This window comes from Paenibacillus glufosinatiresistens, from assembly GCF_031470375.1.
GTDB lineage: Bacteria > Bacillota > Bacilli > Paenibacillales > Paenibacillaceae > Paenibacillus_AQ > Paenibacillus_AQ glufosinatiresistens.
Genome location: NZ_JAVFHT010000008.1, coordinates 71786 through 98241, shown reverse-complemented (window position 1 = coordinate 98241; position 26456 = coordinate 71786). Strand labels below are relative to the sequence as shown.

Annotated in this window: 29 protein-coding genes and 1 riboswitch; of the genes, 23 read left to right on the top strand and 6 right to left on the bottom strand. The window is 42.1% G+C overall.

Annotated features, from left to right (window positions below):
* Positions 1-145 precede the first annotated feature (145 nt).
* From RBI05_RS11095 to RBI05_RS11065, 7 genes are all read left to right on the top strand, one after another.
* Entirely contained in the window at positions 146-586 is a 441-nt protein-coding gene (locus tag RBI05_RS11095; protein ID WP_310551151.1) for a hypothetical protein, read from the top strand.
* A 632-nt stretch (positions 587-1218) separates the two neighbouring features.
* Positions 1219-2694: a methyl-accepting chemotaxis protein gene (locus RBI05_RS11090; protein WP_310551150.1), complete on the top strand. Its 1476-nt coding sequence runs from the start codon at positions 1219-1221 to the stop codon at positions 2692-2694.
* Between the two features lie 436 nt (positions 2695-3130).
* A complete protein-coding gene (locus RBI05_RS11085; protein WP_054940734.1) occupies positions 3131-3448 on the top strand; it encodes a metal-sensitive transcriptional regulator in 318 nt (105 codons plus the stop codon).
* Between the two features lie 24 nt (positions 3449-3472).
* Positions 3473-3673, top strand: a complete 201-nt coding sequence (locus RBI05_RS11080; RefSeq protein WP_054940735.1) for a copper ion binding protein — start codon at positions 3473-3475, stop codon at positions 3671-3673.
* Between the two features lie 80 nt (positions 3674-3753).
* Positions 3754-6183 (top strand): heavy metal translocating P-type ATPase, encoded by a 2430-nt coding sequence (locus tag RBI05_RS11075; protein ID WP_206104905.1) that lies wholly within the window; start codon positions 3754-3756, stop codon positions 6181-6183.
* Positions 6184-7132: 949 nt separating this feature from the next.
* Positions 7133-7483, top strand: coding sequence for a four-helix bundle copper-binding protein (locus RBI05_RS11070; RefSeq protein WP_068724072.1), 351 nt, complete (start codon positions 7133-7135; stop codon positions 7481-7483).
* Positions 7484-7719: 236 nt separating this feature from the next.
* On the top strand, positions 7720-7905 hold the full coding sequence (locus RBI05_RS11065) for a hypothetical protein (RefSeq protein WP_054940736.1): 186 nt from the start codon (positions 7720-7722) through the stop codon (positions 7903-7905).
* A gap of 57 nt (positions 7906-7962) precedes the next feature.
* Here RBI05_RS11065 and RBI05_RS11060 read toward each other — a convergent pair whose 3' ends face one another.
* Positions 7963-9219, bottom strand: a complete 1257-nt coding sequence (locus RBI05_RS11060; RefSeq protein ID WP_310551149.1) for a hypothetical protein — start codon at positions 9217-9219, stop codon at positions 7963-7965.
* A 191-nt stretch (positions 9220-9410) separates the two neighbouring features.
* On the opposite strand from RBI05_RS11060, the gene RBI05_RS11055 reads away from it, so the two are divergent.
* From RBI05_RS11055 to RBI05_RS11025, 7 genes are all read left to right on the top strand, one after another.
* A complete protein-coding gene (locus RBI05_RS11055) occupies positions 9411-10298 on the top strand; it encodes a hypothetical protein (protein WP_310551148.1) in 888 nt (295 codons plus the stop codon).
* A 17-nt stretch (positions 10299-10315) separates the two neighbouring features.
* A complete protein-coding gene (locus RBI05_RS11050) occupies positions 10316-10891 on the top strand; it encodes a hypothetical protein (protein WP_310551147.1) in 576 nt (191 codons plus the stop codon).
* A 21-nt stretch (positions 10892-10912) separates the two neighbouring features.
* Positions 10913-11377: a cytochrome b/b6 domain-containing protein gene (locus RBI05_RS11045; protein WP_310551146.1), complete on the top strand. Its 465-nt coding sequence runs from the start codon at positions 10913-10915 to the stop codon at positions 11375-11377.
* Between the two features lie 30 nt (positions 11378-11407).
* The gene (locus RBI05_RS11040) at positions 11408-11707 is read left to right on the top strand and encodes a hypothetical protein (RefSeq protein WP_068723309.1); all 300 of its coding nucleotides are present in this window, start codon (positions 11408-11410) and stop codon (positions 11705-11707) included.
* Positions 11708-11711: 4 nt separating this feature from the next.
* The gene (locus tag RBI05_RS11035) at positions 11712-12089 is read left to right on the top strand and encodes a hypothetical protein (protein ID WP_150457477.1); all 378 of its coding nucleotides are present in this window, start codon (positions 11712-11714) and stop codon (positions 12087-12089) included.
* The gene (locus RBI05_RS11030; protein WP_310551145.1) at positions 12086-12703 is read left to right on the top strand and encodes a hypothetical protein; all 618 of its coding nucleotides are present in this window, start codon (positions 12086-12088) and stop codon (positions 12701-12703) included. The genes RBI05_RS11035 and RBI05_RS11030 overlap by 4 nt, the downstream gene beginning before the upstream one ends.
* An 86-nt stretch (positions 12704-12789) precedes the next feature.
* Complete coding sequence (locus RBI05_RS11025) at positions 12790-14454, top strand: multicopper oxidase domain-containing protein (RefSeq protein ID WP_310551144.1); 1665 nt, start codon at positions 12790-12792, stop codon at positions 14452-14454.
* Positions 14455-14531: 77 nt separating this feature from the next.
* Here the strand turns inward: RBI05_RS11025 and RBI05_RS11020 are convergent, their stop codons facing one another.
* From RBI05_RS11020 to RBI05_RS11010, 3 genes are read right to left on the bottom strand one after another with little or no spacing between them, the layout of a single operon-like run.
* Positions 14532-15053 carry a hypothetical protein gene (locus tag RBI05_RS11020; RefSeq protein WP_310551143.1) on the bottom strand — a complete coding sequence of 174 codons (522 nt, stop codon included), beginning with the start codon at positions 15051-15053 and terminating at the stop codon, positions 14532-14534.
* A gap of 10 nt (positions 15054-15063) precedes the next feature.
* Positions 15064-16197 (bottom strand): ParM/StbA family protein, encoded by a 1134-nt coding sequence (locus tag RBI05_RS11015; protein WP_068723300.1) that lies wholly within the window; start codon positions 16195-16197, stop codon positions 15064-15066.
* A 24-nt stretch (positions 16198-16221) separates the two neighbouring features.
* Positions 16222-16485 carry a hypothetical protein gene (locus RBI05_RS11010; protein ID WP_090714448.1) on the bottom strand — a complete coding sequence of 88 codons (264 nt, stop codon included), beginning with the start codon at positions 16483-16485 and terminating at the stop codon, positions 16222-16224.
* Between the two features lie 270 nt (positions 16486-16755).
* Here RBI05_RS11010 and RBI05_RS11005 point away from each other — a divergent pair, with 270 nt between their 5' ends.
* The 8 genes from RBI05_RS11005 (at position 16756) to RBI05_RS10970 (ending at position 24514) form a co-directional block, all read left to right on the top strand.
* Entirely contained in the window at positions 16756-16947 is a 192-nt protein-coding gene (locus RBI05_RS11005; RefSeq protein ID WP_310551142.1) for a DUF2933 domain-containing protein, read from the top strand.
* A 130-nt stretch (positions 16948-17077) separates the two neighbouring features.
* The gene (locus RBI05_RS11000) at positions 17078-17794 is read left to right on the top strand and encodes a response regulator transcription factor (protein WP_068723296.1); all 717 of its coding nucleotides are present in this window, start codon (positions 17078-17080) and stop codon (positions 17792-17794) included.
* Entirely contained in the window at positions 17784-19169 is a 1386-nt protein-coding gene (locus tag RBI05_RS10995) for a sensor histidine kinase (protein ID WP_221801659.1), read from the top strand. Before RBI05_RS11000 ends, RBI05_RS10995 begins: the two co-directional genes overlap by 11 nt.
* Positions 19170-19511: 342 nt before the next feature.
* Positions 19512-19844 carry a four-helix bundle copper-binding protein gene (locus tag RBI05_RS10990; protein ID WP_082707807.1) on the top strand — a complete coding sequence of 111 codons (333 nt, stop codon included), beginning with the start codon at positions 19512-19514 and terminating at the stop codon, positions 19842-19844.
* 101 nt (positions 19845-19945) lie between these two features.
* A complete protein-coding gene (locus tag RBI05_RS10985) occupies positions 19946-20548 on the top strand; it encodes a class I SAM-dependent methyltransferase (protein WP_310551141.1) in 603 nt (200 codons plus the stop codon).
* A 111-nt stretch (positions 20549-20659) separates the two neighbouring features.
* Positions 20660-21229: a YdhK family protein gene (locus tag RBI05_RS10980; protein ID WP_310551140.1), complete on the top strand. Its 570-nt coding sequence runs from the start codon at positions 20660-20662 to the stop codon at positions 21227-21229.
* A gap of 179 nt (positions 21230-21408) precedes the next feature.
* Positions 21409-23634, top strand: coding sequence for an AAA family ATPase (locus tag RBI05_RS10975; RefSeq protein WP_310551139.1), 2226 nt, complete (start codon positions 21409-21411; stop codon positions 23632-23634).
* 270 nt (positions 23635-23904) lie between these two features.
* Positions 23905-24039: riboswitch (cyclic di-AMP (ydaO/yuaA leader) on the top strand.
* A gap of 4 nt (positions 24040-24043) precedes the next feature.
* Positions 24044-24514, top strand: a complete 471-nt coding sequence (locus RBI05_RS10970) for a C40 family peptidase (protein WP_310551189.1) — start codon at positions 24044-24046, stop codon at positions 24512-24514.
* Positions 24515-24709: 195 nt separating this feature from the next.
* On the opposite strand, the gene RBI05_RS10965 is transcribed toward RBI05_RS10970, so the two are convergent.
* Both RBI05_RS10965 and RBI05_RS10960 read right to left on the bottom strand, forming a co-directional pair.
* On the bottom strand, positions 24710-25279 hold the full coding sequence (locus tag RBI05_RS10965) for a TVP38/TMEM64 family protein (protein WP_310551138.1): 570 nt from the start codon (positions 25277-25279) through the stop codon (positions 24710-24712).
* 138 nt (positions 25280-25417) lie between these two features.
* Entirely contained in the window at positions 25418-25807 is a 390-nt protein-coding gene (locus RBI05_RS10960; protein WP_232380836.1) for a NusG domain II-containing protein, read from the bottom strand.
* 250 nt (positions 25808-26057) lie between these two features.
* On the opposite strand from RBI05_RS10960, the gene RBI05_RS10955 reads away from it, so the two are divergent.
* Positions 26058-26363, top strand: coding sequence for a hypothetical protein (locus tag RBI05_RS10955; protein ID WP_310551137.1), 306 nt, complete (start codon positions 26058-26060; stop codon positions 26361-26363).
* Positions 26364-26456: the final 93 nt, after the last annotated feature.

Here is a 26456-nt window from a genome sequence, read left to right as displayed (position 1 = left end):
TAAGCTACTTGTAAAGCGTGTCCTCTACCTACAAACAGTGATATGAGAAAGGATTAAAATGTATTCTCCATTAAAAGCCCATAAATGCTACATAAATTCCACAAGGATCTCTTGTACCATGGAGTTACAGGAGGCGAAAAGAAAAATGAATACGAAATTATTAACTGGCTTGGGTGCTTTTATATTGACGTTGGGAATCGGTTCCGCAGTATACGCTACAGGAGTTGATTCCGACATCTCCAAAGGGGATGTTTCTTCCAAGCAAGAGGTAGCTCAGCAGGAGACGTATTTTCACCATATGGCGAACATGAACGATACAATGAACGATGAAGTTATGACGGATATGATGAGCAATACCGATATGTCTGAAATGATGAAGCAGCCAGGCATGGACGAAATGATGAATGGACTTGATATGGAAAAAATGATGGAAGATAAAGACATGAGTGAAATGATGAAAAAACCGGATATGGTGGACATGATGGAAGGTACCACAATGGATGAGATGATGCAGGATTCCAATATGGATGAAATGATGCAAAGAAACCATAGGACAGATATCCCTGGGCAGAGCGTAAGTATTTAATAGACTATATGATTAAAGTTTAAGGAGGTTATTTCATGAGCTGTTGCGGAAACCATAACCAGCATGACAGTCATAACAATCATCATAAAAAAGGCCCAGCCCATCGTCTGATGATGATGATGTGTTGTATACTTCCGATCGTGCTGTTCGTTATTTTAATCATTGCTAATAATGTAAGTGGTTCAACAAGTAATATGCTTGCCTATAGTGTATTGTTGTTATGCCCGCTTTCACATCTCGTACTTATGCCTTTAATGATGCGAAACAAAAAACACTAATTGTACTGCATCAAGTGAGATTTTACCGATTTATTCTGATGAATAACTGTCAGTCTGAGAGATCGCGCACTCCTAAGTTGGGGTGGCGGTCTCCTTTTTTAACTAGCCTTATTAGAGCTATCTTCATGTGAATAACAAAGGTGGAGGAACGAAATGAAGTTATCCAGCAAACTGATTCTATATATAAGCCTTTTCATTTAAATACTCATCGTTTCCTTCAGTACTTATGCCATCGCGAATATGAATGCCCAGGTTACCCACCTCGCAGAACAAAAGATGGTGTCTAACACAAAGTTAGCGACTGCACTGCTAGATGTTAAATTTCCCGGAGAATGGACGCTGAAGGATGGGAAGTTGTTTAAAGGCGAGGTCTCTATAGAGGGAAATCATGACGTTGCTTTGTTCGTTGGAGCATTAACTGGTGATGATATTGTAATTTTTAAAGGCGAGAAGGGTGTAGCTGCATCGTCTAAGGGTAGCCATAATATGAACATCACAGAAATAATACTTGAGTCGAACGTAAAATCCATCGTCTTAGGTGGAAAGTCGTATGTTGGTGAAGCGCATGATGGAACTGAAATGGCGGTCTATGAACCCATTAGATCCTCAGACGGAACTGTAATTGGGGCGTTCCATATTAGTATGGGCAAGGAAATGTACAATCAGGCAATTAGTCGTTTTAAAGTAAAAATGATTGTATTTACGATGATCGGACTCCTTATCGCTTTATTCCTCACCGCTCTTTTCACAAGAAAATTAACCGCACCCTTAAGACAAGTCACTATCATGGCGGAACGAGTTGCATATGGCGATCTTAGTATCACAGATATCCCCGTCACTTCTAAGGATGAGTTGGGTATCCTTTCGAGAGCATTTAATCTAATGACTCATAACTTACATACACTAGTGTCTAAGGCTCAGCAGGCCGCGGATGAGGTACATAAAGTTTCTGGTGTTGTTCAAATGCATATCAATGGCGTAGGAGATTCATCACTTGAGATCGATCGTACCTTGCAATCCATACTCCAAGGTGCATCCAAACAGGTTGAGGGCATGAATCAAAGTATGGAGGCCGTTGAACATATCCAAATTAGCATACAAGAAATCGTTCAAAGGTCATCACAAGTCGCCAGTGCATCGGAAAATATGGTTGTGCATGCGGATCAAGGCAACGATTGGCTTCTAAGCATCATTTCTGTAATCAACCATTTGAACGCATCCATCACACATGTAGCTAGTAAAATACAACAATTATCGGATAGCTCAGGCAGTATCGGGAACATTGCGACCGTTATTACCGATTTATCCTCACAGACCCATTTGCTGTCGTTGAATGCTTCCATTGAGGCTGCGCGTGCAGGAGAAGCTGGGAGAGGATTTTCTGTGGTTGCAGATGAAGTGAAAAAACTAGCTGAGCAGTCTGAAAACTCAGCCCAAGAAATAAGAATACTCATTGAAAAGGTTCAACATATCACCAGTGAAGCAGCCGAAGGGATGAACACAAGTTTAGCTCAATTAACAGCGGGGAACCAGCACCTAATCTCTGCAGGGAAATCCTTCGAACAGATCATTATCTCCTCTCAACATGTAGCTTCTCAGAATCAAAATGTATATCAAGCAACAAGACAAATGTCAACAGATTCTCACTACATTTCTGATTCTGTTGCGGATGTGACTACGATTGCCGAACACACTTCTTCTCGTGTTCAAGGTGTGGTCCAAACTTCGGATATGCAAAGTCAAATGGTTAACCAGATATCAGGGGCTCTTGAAAACATGTCCCAATCGGTTGACCAATTGCTAAAGTCTATCCGTATCTTCAAACTGTAGCATCATGTACGGCCAATCACTAGACTTACCTTAATGATATATAGAACAAGCCCGTTGATATATACCACGGGCTTGACAGTCTTTATTTGATGGTGCCGTTCAGGAAGTCAAATTCCTATCCCATTAGAAAGACGATCAAGCGAAGCTTATCCATATGAGGCACACTATAATTATCTCAGCTAAAAGCCAATTATCATTTACATGATTTCAAGGGTTTCCGAAGACCGTGACTTCGTCTATCGTGATCAAACTGAGGATCATTGTGGGCTGTAATTAACCGCAGTTTTTACAAAAATTACAAAAGGCAGAGGTTATATACAGGTGCATAAACAAAGAGGTTAAATGAACAGACTAAAAAAGGAGATGAAGTACTTCCTAATCCCCTGTTTACATACGGTAGGGGGGTATGGTATATTGATGGTGAGAGGTGAGGCACATGGAACAATCAGTGGAACAGACTGCATCTCATGGACATCATCGAAAAAGTCATCATTCTGATCAAACAAAGGCCAATCTAATGACCCGGTTAAACCGGATTGAGGGTCAAATTCGTGGGGTTAAAGGGATGATAGAAAAAGATACCTATTGCGATGACGTTCTAAATCAAATTGCGGCGATTCAGTCGGCTCTCAATAGCGTAGGGAAAATGGTTCTGGAAGGTCATATGAAAAGCTGCGTGATTGAACGAATCCAATCCGGCGAACATGAAGTGATTGATGAGATTCTGGTTACCATGAATAAATTAATGAAATAAACAAACGATATGGAGGAATGAAAGATGAAGAACGAAACATTACATGTAGAAGGAATGTCTTGCGGACATTGTGTAAAAAGTGTTGAAGGAGCCGTTAAAAACATTGGGGCTGATGCAAAAGTGAACCTGGAGAAAAAGACAGTTGAGGTCGTTTTTGATGAATCTAGTGTATCCTTGGAAGCCATAAAGAATGCCATCGAAGAGCAAGGTTACGATGTCGTCTAAGTCCGTAAGCAGCCATCGTCAAGATGGCTCCTTTTTTTCAACACAATGTACCCCCTGGGGGTATGAGGGAGGGGTAGATAATGAGTTCAACTATATCTAAAAGTGAGGAGCAAACAACCTTACAGATCACAGGAATGACTTGTGCTGCTTGTGCCAACCGGATCGAGAAAGGATTAAGAAAAATGGATGGTGTGACGGAAGCAAATGTGAATTTCGCCTTGGAACGGGCGACTTTGACGTTTGATCCCAAACGTGCAACCATTCCGCAAATGCAAGAACAGATTGAACATTTAGGCTACGGCACTGTAAAGCAAACCACGGATTTCCAAATCACTGGGATGACATGCGCCGCTTGCGCCAATCGGATTGAAAAGGGATTAAACAAAATGCCCGGTGTTGTAACGGCGAATGTTAATCTTGCCCTTGAAACAGCCCGGGTCGAGTACGACCCAGCGACTGTTACTTTGGAAGACATGCAAAAAAAGGTGGAGCAACTCGGGTATAAGGCCATGCCGAAGGAAGGGCAGCAGGACGCCTCCGCACATAAACAAAAAGAAATCTCTAAACAAAAAAGACGGTTTATCATTTCAGCCCTTCTCTCTTTACCATTACTATGGTCCATGATCAGCCACTTCTCGTTCCTATCTTGGATTTGGATGCCTATGATTTTCATGGACCCTTGGTTCCAACTGATTTTGGCTACACCAGTTCAATTTTATATCGGTGGCCATTTCTATGTTGGTGCGTATAAAGCGCTGCGTAATAAAAGTGCCAATATGGACGTTCTGGTAGCCCTCGGGACTTCGGCAGCATACTTCTATAGCCTCTATTTGACGCTCGAATGGGTTCAAGCCGGTGCGGGGGCTCATGGACCGGAAATGTACTATGAGACCAGCTCTATCTTGATTACACTGGTCATCCTCGGGAAATTGTTCGAGGCTCTTGCCAAAGGAAGAACGTCTGAAGCGATTAAAACACTGATGGGTCTTCAAGCCAAGACGGCATTGGTTGTTCGCGATGGACAGGAAATGACTATCCCTGTCGAAGAAGTCGTGGCCGGTGACATCGTAATCGTAAAACCAGGGGAGAAAATCCCGGTTGACGGCGAGGTGGTGGAGGGGGCTTCTTCCGTAGATGAGGCTATGTTAACTGGAGAAAGCCTGCCGGTTGAGAAAAGAACGGGAGATCCTGTCATTGGTGCAACGATTAACAAGAACGGAGTACTTCGAATTCAAGCGACCAAAGTCGGAAAAGAAACGGCCCTGGCTCAGATTATTAAAGTGGTTGAAGAGGCCCAAGGTTCCAAAGCTCCTATTCAACGTGTAGCAGATGCCATTTCAGGTATATTTGTTCCGATCGTCGTAGCGATCTCGGTTCTTGCGTTTATCGCTTGGTTTGTTTGGATTACGCCAGGAGAGTTTGCAAACGCACTGGAGATTGCGATTGCGATACTCGTCATTGCTTGTCCTTGTGCCCTGGGACTTGCGACACCGACTTCCATTATGGCAGGTTCAGGAAGAGCCGCAGAGTCGGGAATCCTGTTTAAAGGCGGTGAACACCTAGAAGCTACCCACCGCATTAATACCATCATCTTAGATAAAACCGGAACGGTGACAAAAGGCAAACCGGAACTGACTGACGTCGTGGTTTCCGGCTGGATGGAAACAGATCTGCTGGCCCTTGTCGGCGCGGCAGAGAAGAACTCCGAGCATCCTCTGGCTGAAGCTATAGTTGCTGGGATTATCGCTAAGGGTATCCAATTGCCGAGAACGGACACGTTTGAAGCGATACCTGGGCATGGTATTAAGGCAAATGTGATGGGCAAGGAAATTCTCGTGGGTACGAGAAAACTCATGGCTCAGTTTCAAGTGTCCATCAATCATGCGCAAGATCAGATGGACCAACTGGAGCAGGCAGGCAAAACAGCCATGCTGATTGCTGTAGATCGGCAGTATGCCGGTATAGTAGCGGTTGCAGATACCATTAAGGAAACCTCGGCACAGGCTGTTAAACGGCTTAATGACATGGGGATCGAAGTCATTATGATTACGGGTGATAACCATCGAACAGCTGAAGCAATTGCCAAGCAGGTTGGAATTACGCGTGTATTGGCTGAAGTTCTCCCCGAAGGTAAAGCAGATGAAGTAAAGAAATTACAGGCTCAAGGGAAAAAAGTCGCAATGGTCGGAGACGGCATCAATGATGCTCCCGCCCTTGCCATGGCGGATATTGGAATGGCGATGGGTACAGGAACAGATGTAGCGATGGAAGCTGCTGACGTAACTCTCATGCGAGGAGATCTCAATAGTATTCCGGATGCGATCTATATGAGTCGAAAAACGATGGGGAATATTCGGCAAAACCTGTTCTGGGCGCTTGCGTATAATTCTATCGGTATCCCGATAGCGGCGATTGGTTTGCTTGCACCTTGGGTTGCTGGAGCAGCTATGGCATTAAGTTCAGTTTCTGTGGTTCTGAATGCGCTTCGGTTGCAGCGTGTTAAATTGTAAACTTATTGTATTATATTGGGGAGAAGAGAAGAAGGGTATAATCCAATAATGGATCATGCCCTTTCAATCGTCTCCCCTTATCATTTTTTAACAACTACACTTTGAGGTTGTAATGTGGTGTGATCTACCTAACGTATTGCTTTTTTCGAATCTAACGAAGGGTAAATCTATTCTATAACCATCCTCACTACATTGGTCACCGTACATTGTACGTTCAAACAACACGATCAGGAGTAAGTACGTATAAATCTTCAAACTGTTCTCAAAAATATTCTCATACAAGCAGCATGAGTATTTGTATTATCACCGTAATTTGGAGCACTATTTCAAAACGAAAGTCCGGTTGTTTACGCAAACATACCCTATGGAGACCCGTTATATTTAGCGAGAGTCCTTTGAAAAAAATAAATCGAACGGTTTTTCTATGGGTTCAACACCTTACGAGGAATATGGCAGTGCCTTAACTGTTCGGCATAAGCGAAAAAATGCTAGTTGTCAATGAGCACATTCTCATATGTTGCTGGCCGATACTGAGGTCTGCGGTCAGAAACCACTATACATAAAATAGAATGACGAGGCATGGCGCTGTTTGTCGTGCATGGCATTCATAAAGTGTATTTCAATCAGGGAATCATTTGCCCTGTAAGCTAATAAGCTGTTTTTACTAATTCATCGTTATCTGCGATTCTAACACCTTTTAGGAATGTCTTTAGCATCTTACCGATGAGATTTTAAGCTATTATCCCCTAGATGGCTCAAGTTCGTAGTAAATCAAAGGTAATGCTTGGATTCGTTAATCTGAGTACGTATAACTCTGGATCATAGAGCAATTCAATCGCATTATTAGAAAGCGGAGTCTCCGGACGTGTACGTGTATATATTTGGTCTTTATTTAGATAATAACTAACGATCAAACAACATTCAAATAATGAAAAGAGAGGGAATGAAAATGTTACTTGCCAACTCCGCTACTCCAAAGCACTATACGCATTGTATTGAAGCCTGCCTAAAATGTGCACAGGCTTGCGAAGAATGTTTTTCAGCATGCCTAAAAGAGACTGATGTTCAAGCAAGAACCTCAATGATCAAGATGCTGAACGATTGCGCAGAAATCTGCCTTCAGGCAGCTCAATTAATGAGCAGAGACAGTATGTTTGCGAAGGCAAGTTGCGAGCTGTGTGCCATGGTTTGCGAAGCATGCGCCAAAGATTGTGAAGCGTTTAAAGATGCCCATTGTCAAGAATGCGCAAAATTCTGCCGCGAATGTGCAGAAGCTTGCCGGCAGATGGCAAGAGCGTAACGAGTGCAATGAAACATCGAGCAGGAGTATCTCGAATTCAAGAGATACCCTGCTTTTTTAGGTTAGGTGTATTGGTGTGCATCGGATTTTATTTAAGCAGTTGGAGGGTGTTTTCTCCCTTATGAGCAAAATCACACACTAAACTCAAATAAAGAACACGAATCTTACATATTAATCTCTTAAAATAAAGTCAATCAAAGATTACACATTTAAGAATTCAGAGGAGGAATAAGGCAATGGCATGGTCATGGAATCGGGTATATATAGTGCCGTTAAGTATAGGATCGGTTTTGTTTGGGGAAAAGACAGTGAATAAAGTAATCTCTAAACAAATAGAAACGGATTGGACCATTCACGCAGACTATTTCGAGGCAGCGGTACAGAATGAACAATTAAAACGAGAACTTTCCAGCTTACGCTAAGTTTTATAAAATGATCATTATGAAAAAAGGAACTGATCCTATCAGTTCCTTTTTGCTTTAACAAGTACAGATGTTCGAAATGGCGTCGAGCGCTTCAACCGATTTTCCGTATTTGCACATGGCGTTACAGTCGTTTCGTAAATCCGAAAAACGAATGTATGAGATAGGGCCGCACTGCGTTTGTTGCAAAGAAGGACGAAGCAGTTGTGCACGCACTTCTTTTTCCCGTTTATCCGGGCAAATCAGATACAACCTGGACGTTGCATTTCCTACGGATAATGATAAGTCATGCAGCCTGAGAATGCCGGAGTAGATGGAGGTGCTCTTTTCAACTTCAAATCCCGATACAATCTCATTATGTTCATTGAGCCAAAGAACATCGATAAAAGCGATTGTATCCGCAATAGATTTAGGGAGATCCATGGCTGGAAATACAGAAAGAGAATACCGCCCTAGAGGCTCGTCCTGCCATTGTCTCTGATGATCGTTCTGGGCGATCCAGACGTTGTACCCAAAGGACCGTCCCAGTCTCGCCAAATACAGCTGCATTTCGGAATGTTCACTTTCTTCGTTAGTATCATTCAGCACCTCCAGATGCCGCTTATACCGCCCCTTTTCCCGTTTCTTTTCCTCCTCTTGAAGAAACGCCTCAGCATTCCCGCTAACAATCAAGCGCCCGGTGCCTATTTCAAACAATAAGCCGGAAATGGCGCCCAGGTCCTTGGATAAGGATGAGCGGTAAGCCGTGTTGATGTCCAGCAATGTCTCGCGCATCTCCAAGTAAGCCGGCCAGGAGCCGAGCTTTATCTTACGATCCAGCAGGGAGTTAAACCCATTCACGATGGCTGTGTTGAACGGGGGGAAAAGTGTAGGTTGCAAAAAATACAAGATATTAGCTACCGCAGGACCAAGGCCTTTGATATGGTATTGATCCAGTTTCACAATCTCGGTCAACAATTGTTTTTCGTCAGAGGCTTGTAACACGGCCTTCAAAAATCGGCCAAAAGCCAGCTGGTTCTCTTCATTTTCATAAATGTCGGGAATACGCAGTTTAGGTTTCCAGTAAAACGCGTGTGCAGCACCTTCAAAAACTTGTTTTTGTTCACAAATCGCCGCAAGAACATCCTCCAGTGGAGAGCCCTTAAAGTCGTTTCCAAAAAATCGTGCCTCAATCGCTTTTATAACATCGTTCACACCGGTTTTAATGGTCCGAAAAGCCTTTAACCGATCGCTGTTGTTTAAAAACCAGGTGTGGTATACCGATTCCTGGTCAGTTTTATAATCTAAAATAAGCTGCTGTAACTCTCGGTTCATGTCGAAGTCGCCCCCATATTCAAATCATATCTAGGATTATAATGTCGATTTAACAGAGTTGCTGTGCGATTTGTTCGTTATAAAAACATGTTATGCCCATCAATTCTACATACTTTCCCCAAAGTCAGTTGGTATCCTTAGGCTACATCAACGAAAACAAATAACATTAATATTAAAGGAGGTGAAAAAGGTTGAAAGCATTACGCAGCACGATTGGCTTCCTTCTCCTTGTCATCATTGTAGCAAGTTTAGGTTATATCGGTTGGTATGCCAACGATAAAGGATTAATCTCGTGGAACAGTCTAAGTACCTCGACAACAAATTCGAATGTCCATAGTCAGCATTCGGCGTCCGTTGCGCCCGAAGGAACATCCACTAACCCAGTCACCACGCTGAGGGAAAGAGTATCTGCAGCCCAGCAATCGATGAAACAAATGGCTAACAATATGATGGCGTATCCGTCAGAAGCCGTATTAAATGGGTCTTCTGTTAACGACGGTGAAACAGGAGGAACTGCCTCACAACAAGCGGTGCCTGGATCAATTCAAGTTCAAAAGGGCATTTACTCCTTATCAGAAAGTGTGTATTTATTAGCACAGCTGGAGCAAACCCTGGATAACGGAATGGGGTTTACTGAATCGGCAAACCCGACGTATGAGACGTATCAGTTCCGTTATAACCTGCTGCTACAAAGCCAAAAGACGCTTAGCGAGGTGAATACAAAGCTCAATGAAGCTAAGAATGGTATTCTCCTAAACGGAACAGGAATGATGGGTAGCAATAATATGCAGGAAACGAGTAGAGCCATCTATGATATGGCCCAGACGGTGATGGGTATAACTAGTCTGAATCAGTGGGTCGAGCAGCAGATTCAACAGACCGTCTCACAAGCCCAGAATGTGTTAGCCGCAAGTACCTCCAATCAAGACAGCAGCATCTTCAATGGACTAGGAACCCCAAGTCTCATGATTCTAATCGTGGGTATCTTTACAATTTTGTTGGTAGTCGCTCTCGTTGGCGTGATCGGCAGTATACTAACCCCCCGTCCGGAAACGTCCAGTGCCGAAAATCACCTTTAACTTAAGGAGGAAGTAAAATGATGGATATGAATATGTCCGGAGGAACGCAAGGAACGCTGAACTACACCGGAAATTATCAAGGGATGGAAATGGAAGGCGTTTCAAGTACAGGAAGCATCATTTCCGGCATTCTTGGAACGGTGACCCAACTGCTTTTAGTGGCTCTGATTCTCAGTCTGGTGGTTGGACTCGCCATTTGGGTAAAAAACAAGTACTTTAAGGAATCCTATAGTAAAGCGAAGACCGTAGTCGGTAATGATCCTATGCTTAAGACCATTTTCGTTCTTGCAACTACGCTTATTGGTGTCATAGTCGTGCTGTATCTGCTGGGCATCGTACTGAATGGCGGATTTAACGCTGGTGGAATGGGTATTGTAGGTTCTTGGAGTGTAGCAGGCATATTAACGTTTTTTGTAAAACTGCTGACTATTCTGTTTGTGATCGCTTTGATTGCTTTCCTGTATAACTATGTTAAGCAAAATGTAAGCCAGTCTACAATCAATGCAACGAATGGTGCGGTTCTCACAGCAGGTGTGGAACCAAAAACGAATCGGACAGATGTAACGCCGGAAGGCGAAACGAAAAAAGACTAAATGAATCGCAGGTGATCGTTTATGAAGTTTGATTTTATCCTCCATTGGCTCTGGGCGCTGGTATTCTCGGTACTGGCCCTTAGTGGAATCGCTATGGCTGGAGCCAAGTATGGCTGGTTGATGCAATATGATATCGCGATGGCGGATATCGTACACCGGATAGCGGCTATCGTGTATGTACTGCTCACTTTCATTATGATGATGTACGAGATCATCCGCATTCTTCGCCGGGATAAAACCAAAAAGCCTTGGCTTGTGTTCGGACCATCCGGGTATGGACTGTTCACCTTCATCACAACACTCATCTTCATCATTACCGGTGCGATTATTTGGCTCTTTATGGACAGCAATCATGCAGCTACCGCGTTTTCACTTTGGATTCATGAAAAACTGACTTATCTGGCTGTAGCAAGCGTGATCTGGCACATTTACATGAAAACCCATGCGCTAACATGGCCTAAAAAAAGGGCTGCAAAACCTAAATAATGATTGCTCAAGGGAGAGAGGGCCTTTATCATGTGGATGCAAAAAAAGTGGTTCAAGCTATTCATCTGGTTTGTAACCACCTCGTTCTTCTTCGCTCTTGCCGCCATACTCATTTCCATGTTCAGGTTTGGACCGACAGAACAAGAGGTGATGCAGTTTATGATGGGCATGATGAAGGCCATGGATTCCTCTCTGATGGGGCTGTCGATGCAAGTGAAAGAGGACACAAACATACACAGTCTAATGAACCAGAGCATCGCTTTTGCCTTTCCGTTATTGTCTATAAGTATAGCGGCTGGAGTGTACGTACGGTGCAGAAGAAAGGTGTAAAACCATGTTTAAAAAGCAGAAAATGCCGTTCTGGCAACTCACCGCCGTTTTTGCTGTCATTTCGGTGCTCGTGGTTGCCCTATCCTGGGGAAACCGCACGGAGAATGCAGCTCAAATGGACGCATCTATGGCCGATATGATGAAGAGCGAAAGTTTATCCAAGGCTACGATCCCTGATCTGTTTACATACGAAGGGATGGCAGCAGGAGCGGGGAATGGGAACAGCCAGCATGAGGGCCACCATGATCAACAGGGAAAACTGTATACCATTCATATCGTCACCACTGCGTTGCTTCTTCTAACAATGCCAATGATTATTGCCGGAGCAGTATTTCTTGCGATCGTATGGCCGAAGCCGTTAAACGGGAGGAAAAGGAAATGAATGTTCTAGGTTCATTTGGCAATCTGTACATGGCCGTTTTACTGATCTTGCTTTCAGCCGGGCTCATTTTTACTGTCTATGAGATGGTAAAAAAAACAGTTGGCTATATCAGCGAGAGCCGGGGGCAAAAAGGAACTACAACTTCTAGCAAATTTGGAGGAATGACAATAATGAAAAGTAGTGGTTGGTTAAAACTGGCGGTATTTTCGTTTTTCGGACTTATCATTTCTGTAGTACTGCTCAATGTAACAAATCCGACTGCAGCATCTTCTACAAATGATCAACATAGTGTGCATGTAAACGGTACTGCAAACGCGACAGGTACGATGGGGAATATGAGCGGGACGGTGAATGGAACGGTCAATGGGACGGTCAACATGGACCAGATGAATGAAGTGATGCAGCGCATGAATCAGCTTCAGCAAGATATGATGATGATGCAGCAGCAGTATATGAACGGTATGCAGTCACAATCCAACATGAATATGGGGTCGTCCGGCGGTATGAGCGGTTCTGGAGGTATGATGGACGATATGGATATGAACATGGGCGGCATGAGTGGAAGCAGTGGCATGAGCGGAAGCAGCAGCAGCGGCGGCATGGGCATGATGTAATTTAAGCGGGAACGGAGCAGCGTTCGTCTTTATTGACCGAATGCTGCTTTTTTAAATCATCTATCTTTGAATAGGAGGAAGACAGATTGAGCAACAGAAGTTTGGTATGGTTGCTTTTCATTGCATTGATTCTTGGTGGAACGGCAGCCGGCCTTTATATGAATGGAACCTCTGCAGCTGGTCAGAGCTCAACCGTCATGGCTCCCCAAGCTACGGATGATATGTCATCCATGGATCATAGTGCGCATGGCACATCTACAAATGTAACGGAGGAGGAAACACCTGTACCAAGTTCCACTCCGACTGCTATCGTACCTACACCGACATCGCCCGTTACTCCAGGGCCAGAAAACACGACTGCCCCTTCAAGTGAGCCTACGGCGCTGGAACCAAAAGAGGGCCAGCCGGTAAAAGGGTTTTCTCTCACAGCCATGAACCGTACTTTGACCATTGCTGAAGGGATAACGCTGCCTCTATGGACATTTAATGGCACCGTTCCAGGGCAGGAAATTAGAGTCACACAAGGGGATTTTGTGGTTGTTACCTTGAAGAATGAACTGGAGGAGCCGGTATCCATTCACTGGCACGGGTACCCGGTCACCTCAGAGGCGGATGGCGTTCCCGGGGTGACACAGGAGGCAGTGAACCCTGGAGAAACCTTCACATACCGCTTCTCGGCCGATATACCGGGAACCTACTGGTATCATTCTCATCAGGAAAGCTCCAAGCAAGTAGACAAAGGACTTTACGGCGCACTGATCGTGGAACCCAAATCAGAGCCTAAACCGGATCAAGATGTGACTCTCCTCTTAGACGAATGGATGGAAGAGCAGGAAACCTCCAGCCACAGCGCTCATGGCTCTTCATCTCAAGCGATGAGCGAAGAAGAGATGATGGCCACGATGTATAACATTTACACGGTTAATGGGAAATCGGGTTCTTTAATCGATCCCTTGACGACCAAGGTAGGGGATACGGTTCGCTTACGTTTGATAAATGCCGGGTATCGCTCGCACGCCATTCATATTCCCGGAGAATTTAAAGTTGTCAGCTCAGATGGTCAGGATATAGCTGAACCAGGAGTACTGAATAACCAAATGGTTACGGTGGCGCCAGGAGAACGGTACGATATAGAAATGACCATCAAGACTAACGAAGACTTTACGCTGGATGCACATGACAATAATTTGTATAACGATCAGTTGGTGATCCCGGTAAAAGTCGCAGGAAGTAATGGAGTAATCAGCAAGATCCAGCATGAAAATATACCGGTTTTCAATTTGCTTCAATATGGAAAACAGGTAAATACGGATCTGCGAACGGTCAGTTCTTTTGATGTGGAGTATACCGCCATTTTAAATTCTAAAATGAATGGGAATGAGCAACAGTACACGATCAATGATCAGGTGTTCAAGGATCTTCCTGCGCTTCAGGTCAAGACGGGGGATTATGTTAAATTGACGCTTCAAAATGATGATACAGTAGACCATCCCATTCATATCCATGGCCATTTTGCTCAAGTGATCGAGCGAAATGGGGAACTGGTCAGTGGTACGATTATGAAAGATACCGTGCTGGTCAAACCAGGGGAAAAGGTTGTTTTGATCTTCAAAGCAGACAATCCTGGTAACTGGTTGATTCACTGTCATGAGCTTCATCATGCAGCGGGAGGAATGGTTCAGAAATTGATCTATACGGATTACAAGTCCACCTACACGCCGAGTTCCTCTGAAGGGAATAAACCTGAATAAAAGAGTGATTCATAAATATTCCCCCATAAAAAGTGAAGAGGGTGTAAGAACTTTAGTAAGTTCTTGCACCCTCTGCTTCATTCACCATCTAAAAAGAACCCCACTAACTTGGCATGATACGGATTTGTGATCTGAAAAGGGGGTGTATTCGTGCCGCTTTTATCAGGGGCGGTTTTTTCTGCAAATTCTAGTTCTGCACATTCTAGTACAGAAGAATCACTGGATGGGGGGTGTGCACCCTGGTTTACCGTCACTTCATTTGTTATATTGCAGCTGGAATGACTTCGAGTTACAGCATCAGGAACATCTTTGATAAGCTGTAGCAACCAACTGGTTAATAGCTGCTTGGTGAAGGGATGTTGAATCCATTCCAGGTGGTCTTTTCCAAGATACTCCGGTAGTGTAATCGTCACACTCGGCTTTGTCACAGCTATGGATCGTTCAATGGATTCGATGAATATAGCTGCGATTTTACTTTGAAAAAGGGACTTATCCAAATGCTCCAGGTCAACAAGAAAGTCAATAACTCTCTGGGAAGTGTGTTCGGGTAGATGAATCGTTAGCTTGTGCTCCACTGCCTGCGATCTGGAAATCTCCATGTCTTGTTCCCTAATTGGCGGTGTATTGCTCATTCTTAACTTTCAGGTACACTTTCAGTAATTTGAAATACGCTCTAGCGATCATCCAAATTGAATCTTTTGTACTGACAAACCGCAGCGGATAATCTTCCTCAAGCTCGTTGATTCTCTCGATGTACGGTCTTAAAAGCAAAGATCCACCGCCAATTTGATACGAAACTCGAATACTGGGGACCTTGTTCCACGTGCTCCGGATCAGTTTATACTCCTCACGAGCGATTTTCATCAGCACTTCATCGACAATGGACTGAATACCGGTACGTTTACCTCGAAACCAAACGTGATACCGTTCTTCTTCATTCTCAGTGGTTATGACTTCAATGAGCTGCTGACGATTTATGAAACGGTACCCCGTTTCTGTGTATACGCGATCCATGATTTCATCCAAATAAGGAGAGACTCCTTCTTTGATTCCGTCCGAATGGATATTGTCTACTGCTCCATCCTCTAAAATGATTGCCGCATCAGTCGATAGTCCGCCAATATCGTTAATTAATACGTTCATATGAGTGAGTTCTTCATTGCGAACCGAACCGTCATCATGAGTCGTTAAATCAATCAAAGCAACATGTCCTTCAATATTGACCAGTACTTCTTCAAAATGAATGCGTATTGTTCTACCACCAATGGTCGGCGTAATATGGAAACGGACCTCATGAGTACCCGATTTCAGTTTTTGTTTGAAAAGCTTGCGTTTACCACGTTTTGCTTCACTTAGTGGAAGTCCCGTGGATAAATAATAAGTCACTTCAGTAACGCCATTTTGATTTGGAGAAGCCATTGCAGCATCATAAGCTAACGCGGTTAACAACATTACAATGGGCTGGTCGGCTTCTGATTTATCACTAATCGTAGTCAATTCGTCGTTATGATCATATCCGCCGGCGAGATGACCTACCGCATAAACACCTTGTCCCCGTTTCAATGCGTCAGAAATGATCTCAACATGAAGCCCATCCAATGGGTGTTTCTCAAGCTCCACTATGTTTCGGGAAAGACCGATTTCGGCGATAACGTTGGGAATAAGGAGCTCGTTCTCTAATTTTTCGAAGTAAGCTTTTAATGAGTCATTGCCGATATCCACTGCTGCTTGCCGGATAACCATCGTTGTTTTCCTCCTTATGTACCTTTAGCGATTGGTTTTCAAATCGTTTTGATCATTAAAAAAATGACGCTTTACATACGCTTGAGTAATAGGATTGTCTTTTAGTCCCTCATTGGAGTGTTGCTGTGGTTGAATGGGCTGGTCTTCAGTTAAAATAGGTGAAGTTGTGGAGAAAGCGGTTAATGTAAATAGCCGGGCTATTCCCATGAATACCACAATAGCTGTCAATAGAATGAGCAAAAGGAGACACAGAAGAAGGAGTTCCGAAAAAAAGGCGTTCAAGTTCAAATGACCATCTCCTTTAGTACGATCCGTTTAACCATCAGCATACAACTCACTCCCTTTGGCACAAGTTTTTATCAGATTTAGGTAAATTATGCCATAAGAATATGTTGAAATGATGTAGATATGAAGAAGATTTCACTTCTTCAATTGCTTATCGTTTTTTCTGTAAAATAGAAAAGTTCACGATTCACGCATGCTTTCAACATACATTCCACATACTCAAATTTTAAAATAAAAATATAAATTAAAGGAACTTTCATAGGAGGATTTCAAATGGAATGGTCTACATTATTCGTGCTGGTATGTCCTTTCATGATGATTGTTATGATGTTTACAATGAAAGGGGGACACTCTCACGGCTCCCCAAATCATCGTGTTGCAGCTGAAAGCCTGCATGACCAGTTGGTCGATCTGAAAGCTGAAAATGAGCGAATTAGCAAAGAACTGCAGAGTTTTAAAAAATAGATGGACAGAATATGCCGTAAGCGTGTGTCGCTTACGGCATTCTAATGTTGAACCGTTCACACATCTACACATTTTCAACACATTAATTTTGTAATATTAAAAAAACAGATAAATTTGAGGTGAATGTTCAGTGTCGAAACTCCAGGTATTAATTGTAGATGATGAATGGAATATGAGAAATTTGCTGCGGATTTATTTAATGAAAGAAGGTTTTGCGATTAAAGAAGCATCCACGGGGCAAGAAGCCTTGGCGCTGGTCCAAGCCCATTCCTTTGATGTCATTATTCTAGATGTTATGTTGCCCGATATGGATGGTTGGCAAATCTGTAAGCGTATCAGAGAACTTGTGAAAACGCCGGTATTATTCCTGTCAGCGCGAACTGAGACTAAAGATAAGATAAAAGGTTTGGGTATCGGAGCGGATGATTACTTGACCAAGCCATTCGATTCAGAAGAATTACTGGCTCGAATTTTCTCGCTGATTCGTAGATCAGTGATGAACCAGGAGGTAATTCCTCAACCGTCGCGCATGCTTCATTATCCAGATCTTGTAATCATACCTGAAGCCCGTGAAGTCCGGATTTGTGATGAATATGTAGAATTTACTCAAAAGGAATTCGATTTATTGGTGTCTTTTGCGCAGAATATCCAAAAAGCATTTACAAGAGAAGAATTAGTGGAACGGCTATGGGGCTATGATTTTGAAGGTGAGTTCAGAGTCGTCGATACGCATATCAAAAACATCAGAGAAAAGATGCATTTGGCCGGCTTGAAATATAACCCGATCCAAACGGTATGGGGGGTTGGCTATAAGTTTTATGTTCCGGGAGATGCCAATGAAAAATAACCGTATCGGCTTAAAATTAGGATTTGTTATTATCACGGTGTTTCTAATCGTATTGGTGTTTCTGGGCTTTACTATAGACCGTTTATTCACAAATTTTTATATCGATCGGATGCGTACGGAGAATGAGGAATTGGGTTCTCATTTTGCGGTCATGGCCCAATCGGATAGTACTTCTGGTGAAATGATGAAAACTTTTGCAGAATTCTCGAACGTCAGTATTTTTAACGTCAATGCCAATAGTGAGGTAATTCTACACTCAGGAACGCATGACTCTTCCGATCGAAAGATAATTCGAAGCTCGGATCTGGAAAGAATCTTTGCAGGAAAGAAAGTCAATTTCTTATATACTGAACCTTCCGGAATTCGTTACTTTGTTTCCGGACAACCAATCTATGTGAAAGACGTAGCGGCCTCCGCCCTTTATGTCATGTCTTCCACCGAGAAAATGGAACAGTCATTACTTGCGGTCCGTAATCTTTTGATCTTGTCAGGGATTGGCGCTTTTTTATTGGCTCTCGGTATTACATGGATAATAGCCCAGTATTTATCCCGGCCTTTACTTAAAATGCAACAGGCCACACGGAAGATCGCTGCAGGGGACTTGGAAACACGTCTTGATATTAACAGCAATGATGAAATGGGCAGCTTGGCGCATGCAATCAACGATCTTGCTGTGGATCTTCAGCGATATCGGGATACAAGGCAAGAGTTTTTCGCTAATATTTCTCATGAACTCCGGACACCGATCACCTATTTGGAGGGCTATTCTCAGGTTCTCCAACAGGAACTTTATGAAACCGTAGAGGAGAAAAACAAGTATCTGGGAATCATTCATGACGAAGCGTTACGTTTGCAGCACTTAGTTGAGGACCTTTTTGATTTATCGAAAATGGAAGAAGGGAAGATTAATCTTGAGCTGGACTGGGTGAATATGTCTGATTTAACGCAGCAGGCGGTGCGAAAAGTGGAGCTCAAGGCAAGAGAAAAAAGCCTTATCCTGAAATACAAGGAAAACGGTATGATGAAAAAGATTCGCGGAGATAAAAAGCGGATGGAGCAAATAATCCTTAATCTTTTGGAGAATGCAGTCCGTTATACCGAAAAAGGCGAAATTAACGTCTCTCTCTCATATACCAGCAGTGCTTTTCTCCTGGTCGTGGAGGATTCAGGGATTGGCATTCCAAAAGACGAAATCCCATACATTTTTGAACGCTTTTATCGTGTAGAAAAGTCTAGATCACGCCAATATGGAGGAACGGGCTTAGGACTGTCCATAGTGAAAAAACTGGTTGAACTGCAGGGCGGGCAAATTACAGTAACAAGTGAAGTAGACAAAGGCACACGGTTTGAAATTCAGTTTTACCAGCAGCCATGACGTTAGGAGGCAGGCTAATGAAAAAAGTGGAATGGCTAATTGCTGTTCTTTTGATCGGAATGGGTATAAGTTGCATGACGATATCCGCGGTATCCTTTCAAAGTCCCATAATACAAGCAAGTGGGATCATAAAATTGGTAACATGTTTTGTTTTTATCGGGTTATTGAGTTTCGTTTCTTTAAGGATTTATAAAGCTCGAAAAAAACATTGAGACAAAGACTTTTTATTCGCAAAATTGCAAAACTCAATTTTTTCACAAAAACCACATCAAATCTTCATACTTTCAGGTTAATTGAAGATAGCTACACCTCATTCAAACACTGAAAGGAGAAGTTTATTTCATGACACAAGAACAATTACAGGAGTGCATTGATGAATGTCTACGTTGTATGCAGGCTTGCAATTACTGCTACAAATCTTGTTTGGAGGAAGAATCCGTTGATATGATGAAGGATTGCATCCGTCTCGACCGAGAGTGTGCGGATATTTGTGCCTTTACTGCTCAGGCCTTGACTCAACACAGCACCTATTCCACGGAGCTGTGCAGACTGTGTGCTGATGCTTGTGAACGTTGTGGTAATGAATGCAGTAAACACCATCATTCGGCTCATTGCCAGAAATGTGCTGAGGCCTGTTTCCGATGTGCGGAGGTTTGCCGTAAGATGATCGCTTAACTTAACATTTGACTTTAAATGAATCAGATGAGCAAGGTTGTTATGTTTCCCTTGCTCATCTGATGTCAAAAGGAACAGGAAAGGGTATAAGGAGAGTATGGATGGGTAGGGACACTCAAACGATTAAGAGACGATATGACCGAATAGCTCCGCTTTTTCATCGTGTGGATGGAAAAATGATGAGGAGTTGGCGCAAAGAACTGTTAAGCGGCCTAAGTGGGAATGTACTCGAGGTAGGCATAGGAACAGGTGCTAATCTTTCCTATTATCCACCCACTGTTCGCTTAACCGGGATTGATTTTAGCCCAAAGATGCTACAATATGCCGAACAACGTGCAAAGGAACTGAAGATCGACGTTACTTTAATGGAGATGGATGCTCAAAATTTAACTTTTGAAGATCAGACATTCGACTACATAGTAGCGACTTGTGTGTTTTGTTCTGTCCCCGATCCGGTTCAGGGCATGAGAGAAATGAAGCGAGTGTGTAATAAAGAAGGGGAGATCAGGCTGTTAGAACACATGAGGAGTGAGCATCCAATGGTTGGGAAGCTAATGGATCTGCTTAATCCCCTTACAGTTCGTATCAGCGGGGCCAACATTAACCGGTATACGTTAAAGAATGTGGAATCTGCCGGCTTGATCATACAAAAAAGCGAGCCTTTATGTACAACCATTGTAAGACGATTGCTCTTGAGCCCGTAATCAGCCGGCTTCCCACGTCAATGGTATGAAATCTGTTTCGTTGGAGACGATAATGCATACGCGTTAGTCTGCATAAATTTCACAATTCACCTATGAAGGAGTGTTATTAATATGAAAAAAGGTTTGTTCATTTTAGCTACAGCGCTGGTGGTCGTCATCAGTGGCTGTGGAAATACCGCAAATAACGGAAATGAAGCGTCCAATACACCCAATAACGCTGCATCCAGCATGAATCATTCAGAGATGGAACATGAGAATATGACAAGTGAAGTGCCTGAAGGATTAAAAGAAGCCGCTAATCCGGAGTATAAGGTCGGCGATCAAGTCATTATTACCGAGGGACACATGGCCGGGATGAAGGGAGCTACCGCAACCATTGTAGGGGCTTATGACACTAATGTCTACGCGGTATCGTATACACCCACTACCGGAGGAGATCCGGTTACCAATCATAAATGGGTTATTCAGCAAGATTTAAAAGATGCAGGAGACCAGCTTTATGCGCCTGGCACAGAAGTGGTGCTTAACGTTGATCATATGCCTGGTATGAAGGGGGCTACCGCAACTGTAGATACAGGTGAGCAAATAACCGTATACATGGTTGACTATACCCCGACAACAGGCGGAGAGCCAGTAAGAAATCACAAATGGGTAACCGGTGATGAGTTAAAAGCGAAGTAAACGAAGATGAAAAAAAGCAGCCCCTGGAGGCTGCTTTTTTTAAATAAATAGAGGAATATCTTTGCAAAAATTGACGGGAATTACCGATGGAATCAATGGATGAATGATATAATAGTATTAGATTTTCCGCAAAAGACATGAGGAATACAGGGGAATAGCATTACAAGGGGGATCAAAGTATGATTAGGGAGATTGCCGTAAGAAATGTGGCTACCTATAGTAGTGAGGGTGTACTTTACAGTGACCTGAAAAAAATTAACTATTTTTACGGATCGAATGGTAGCGGGAAAACAACCTTATCTAATGTTCTTAAACAAATTGAACTTTATGCTGATAGTAGGATATCCTGGGTTTCCCAGCCATTAAAAACAGTGGTGTATAACCAAAAGTTTGTCGAAGAAAATTTCCACCAAGATTCAGATATCAAAGGTATCTTTACTTTGGGAAGAGAATCAACAGAGATTAAACAAACCATCCGAGACAAAAAAGACTTAGTTGATAAAGTAGTTGAGGAAATTCGTCGGTTAAGTTCTAATCTAGAGGTCAAACAAAAAGAGTCTAAACAAAACGATGATGAGTTTACCGACGATTGTTGGAAATTAAAGCGGAAATATGACGATATCTTTTCAGTGGCCTTTTCGGGTTTAAGAAACAATAGAATAAACTTTATGAAAAGATGTAAGCAAGCACCGACAGGCGGACTAATATGTGCTCTAGCAGACCTCCAAGCGCGTGTACAGAAATTGTTTAATGGTTCAAATGAGAAGCTACCCCTTCTTGAAAAGATTAAAATAGAGCATCTGTCTGCGGTATGCAATCACCGGATTATTCAGACCCCTATTATCGGTAAACAGGAAGTCGATATTGCTGTTCTTATATCCAAGCTAGCGATTAGTGACTGGGTTAAACAAGGACATACACATGTTTCTGAAGCGGAAGGAGTGTGCCCCTTTTGCCAACAACAACTTCCTGAGGGATTTACTGAAAAACTCAATGATTACTTTAATGAACATTACGAAAAAGAGATGATTGAACTCCAAGATCAAGTTGAACACTATAAACGGTGTTATCATTATCTTGAAAATCAAGTGCAAGAGTTATTATTGACCGACAAGAAAAATACATATTTGAATCTCGATCTCATTTCGCAACAATATGAACTGATCCTTTCGAAAAATGCACATAATTTGGACTTGTTCCAGCAGAAGCAAACTCATCCCAGTCATCCAATCGAACTGTTAACTATTGCGGCTTTCGTCGATGTGATCAATGAAGAAATCGTCCGAGCGAATGAACAAATTCAGCAGCATAATACTTTTATAGAGAACCGAGTGGATGAAGGGAATAAATTGATAACCCAGATTTGGGATTTTATCTGGAGTGAGAATCAGCAAAATCATGAGAAATATGTTCGTATAGATTATAGAACAGGACGAGCAATCGACAACCTTTCTGCAACATTAGCTCAAAAGAAGAATGAAAGAGTCGCATTAGAATCCGAAATTCACAGGCTGGAGGCTCAGATTACGAGTGTAATCCCCTCTGTAAACGAAATGAATCGGTTACTGAGGGCCTATCATTTTACTAATTTCAAATTCGCTCATACACAAAGTCAAGGAAATTATCGGTTAATCCGATCAAATGGTGAGGACGTTAATCAAACATTAAGTGAAGGCGAGAAAACGTTTGTTACCTTTCTTTATTTTATGCACTTATTAAACGGTAGCAATAACAGTGATTTAATTACGGAGAATAAAGTTGTTGTGATTGATGACACCATTTCAAGCTTGGACAGTAACGTATTGTTTATCGTAAGCAATCTGATTTCCAAACTTATAGAAGATGTACGCAACGAAGAAAGTAATATCATTCAGTTGTTTCTTCTAACGCATAATGTCTATTTTCACAAGGAAATTACGTTTTCAAAAAACCGGCCCAAAAATGGCGCTAGGATGGCGGATGAGACATTTTGGATTATCCGAAAATGGAATGATGTAACCGAATCAACCCCGTATAACAGCAACCCGATTAAAAGCTCGTATGAGTTAATGTGGCAGGAATTAAAGTCAGCCAATCACAGCTCTTCCATCACCGTTCAGAATTTGATTCGTAGAATCATTGAAAATTATTTTAAAATCTATGGTAATTACAGCGATCAGGACATTATTGATAGATTCGAGGAGGATGAGAAGGTCATATGTAAATCCTTAATCTCCTGGGCCAATGATGGTTCTCACTTTGCAGGAGATGATTTGTATATCGAGCACCCGATGGATACAGTCAGCAAGTACTTACGGGTATTTGAAAAGATATTTGTGGTTACACATCATCATGCCCATTATAAAATGATGATGGGAATTGAAGAATCTCTGGGATCGGCTTTGGAACAAACACAGGTATCGTAATCGAAAACGTAATATCAATTAAACGACATATACGGGATTAGAAGACGAGGAGGAAGTAACTACTCGTCTTTTTATATACACCAAAGATATTGAAATATATTACAAAAACGTTACTATTGTTTCAGACAAAGAATGATATTGAGTGGTTATTATAAAGCAAAAATATGGAGAAACAATGAAGAAAGTACGTAGAAAATACGTTGATAGTTAAATTTTTAGAAGGATTGACAGGTGGCCTACTATCTATTAAAGTGTTAATAGTTACAAAATATTAATAAGTTGCCGAATTTCAGCGTTGAAAACGGGGGAACCATTTTTTGGGTGAATTATTCTTGCATGAAAGGGAATATAGGGAACCTTTAACCGAATCCTCAGCTAACTCCGTAGGCATTGAAGGGAGAACAAGTTTCTGAAGAAAGTCATCGTATCCATGTTGGCAGCCTCATTTATATTTGCTTCTGCAGCACCAGGTACATATGCTAGCGAGGTAACCTTGGACAGTGTTGTGAATCGGGTCGTAGGAACCCCTTATCTTTATGGAGGAACCACAACTTCAGGCTTTGATTGTTCCGGATTTATTCTATATGTACTTAAGAAGTTCAATGTAGATGACCTTCCGCGCACTTCTCAATCGCAGGCTAAAACTGGCATTCCTGTAGCCAAAGATGATTTACGTGAGGGTGACCTCGTCTTTTTTAACACATTTGGTTCTGGAGTTTCGCATGCGGGCATTTACGTAGGTGATAACAAGTTCGCTCACTCTTCCAGCAGTAAGGGCGTAAGAATCAGCAGCTTGTCAGAGGCGTATTATAAGGAGCGATATGTAACAGCTCGCCGTGTAGTCAGTGAAAACAGCTATTCTGAAATGGTGAGCCGTTAATAGAAAGTTTTCTACATGTGGAGTAATGAAGATCGCCTCTAATTAGAGAGGCGATCTTTTTATTTGAATAGGCTATTCTAATTCCGTTAAGCTTGTTTGAGGATTATTTTTATTGGAAGTAGGATAAGGTACATGCGATGGATTCTCATGATAAGTATAAAAAGGGCTATCTCAGCGTTGTTAACTAATAATTTATTAGTCCCTGTACTTAGTGTGTCTTCTTTTACTAACCGTGAAGATGATTAGAATGAGTACGATACTTACTAAAATCAAAGCCACACTGAGATATTCCTTGCTGAGAATCAGCAATTGCTGAATAGAATAAGCCTCTATAATCAGAGCTGGCAGCTTTCCAAGCATAGTTGCTAATCCAAAAGTGACCCAGCTAACACGACTAACGGAACTCGATATATTAACCAATCCTGAAGGGATAAACGGGAGTATTCTTAAAGCAAGAATAAGAAAGAATGCTTCATAACCAGAAGTTTGTTGAAGTCTCTTCAAATATTTATTCTCATTTTTTATACCTCGTATTAAGGACAAGAACCCCCTGCGATAGAGAACAAAGCTAACAATTGCCCCGAGCACTTCTCCGAAAAAGGAAATCATCATTCCGTTGAGAAAACCGAACAAGGTGATGTTAGCTCCTGTGAGAAATACACTAGGGATGAATGCAAAAATGCTTATTAATATATTTAAAACCAGACTTAAGATAATGGCGAAATACCCACTTTCAGCTAACAATTCAACGATGTGCGTAGTCATACAAAATCCGTTCCTTTTTTATTTGAGATAACCTGAGCTCATTATAACAGGTAAATAAAAAGCTAAACATAGATCTCTGATTCTACGTTTAGCCCAATATATGTGCTTATGGAATAGTTTGTTTTTTATTTAAGAAAGTTATAGGATCGCATCTATATCATCAGTTGAATTAGGCTTCACTTCAACAATCATTCGCAGAGGTAGGCAAATGATAGATTGTCTTGGTCTTGATATTAAACCAAAGCTAAAACAGATTTTTTGCGGGCAGTCCGATTCAATTACTTCGATCCCTCTATCATGAACTTTGAGTATATCGTATCCTCTTTTTGTTTGAATCTTGATAATTTGGGGCTCATCCGTGAGTTCTACCTCTTTATATAGTTTATTATCTATACGTATACTTGCATAAGTACCGGTATTGGGCTGGTCCTTTCTAAGCAACTCTACTCCTAAAAGAGTCAGGGCTATTAGCAAAATACATGTGATAAGAATTAAATCCGCTTTCTTAATGCCAATTTTCTTCATCATCTTGTTCATCTCCAGCTTAACAGATAGTCTCATAGTATCTGAAAATAGTGTGTAAACTATGTGGAGGTATTTAAAAAATAAGAAAACCGTGTTTTTCTTATTTTGCGAAGAAAATAAAGTATAAGGCCGGAGTTGTTGATTCTACGAGGCCTTCTTAATGAAAATCGTGAGGCACTAAAAAATAAGAAGTAGACTGAGACATCAAGAGATTGTCCAAAAAGAATTGGACCAGAAAGTATTAGACAGAAGCATGGCACTGCCGCTGGCCGACGTAGCCGGTTGCAAATTGCTGCGCCAGGGCGCTTCCGGAGAAGCAGGAGCACGAGCTGAAGCATGCGCTGCCGCTGTAACCGGAGCCGCTGATCGAGGCGTCGAATCTAATACTTTATTTTCTTTCGACACACAAAAGAAAAAAATATCTATTGATGATTTTTATAATTCAACTCAATTTAATAAAGAGCTTTACTATAATAATGTTGATACCTTCCAGACAGTTGATCGACACATTAGAAAGAACGTATTATGGAAACACTCAAATTGCATAAAACAATTTTGACAGTTACTAAAAAATGATAGGGAAGACTTCCCTGATATTTGTCCTATGCTTATGCCTATGTCAACTGGCGTAAAACCCTTTAAAAACTGAACG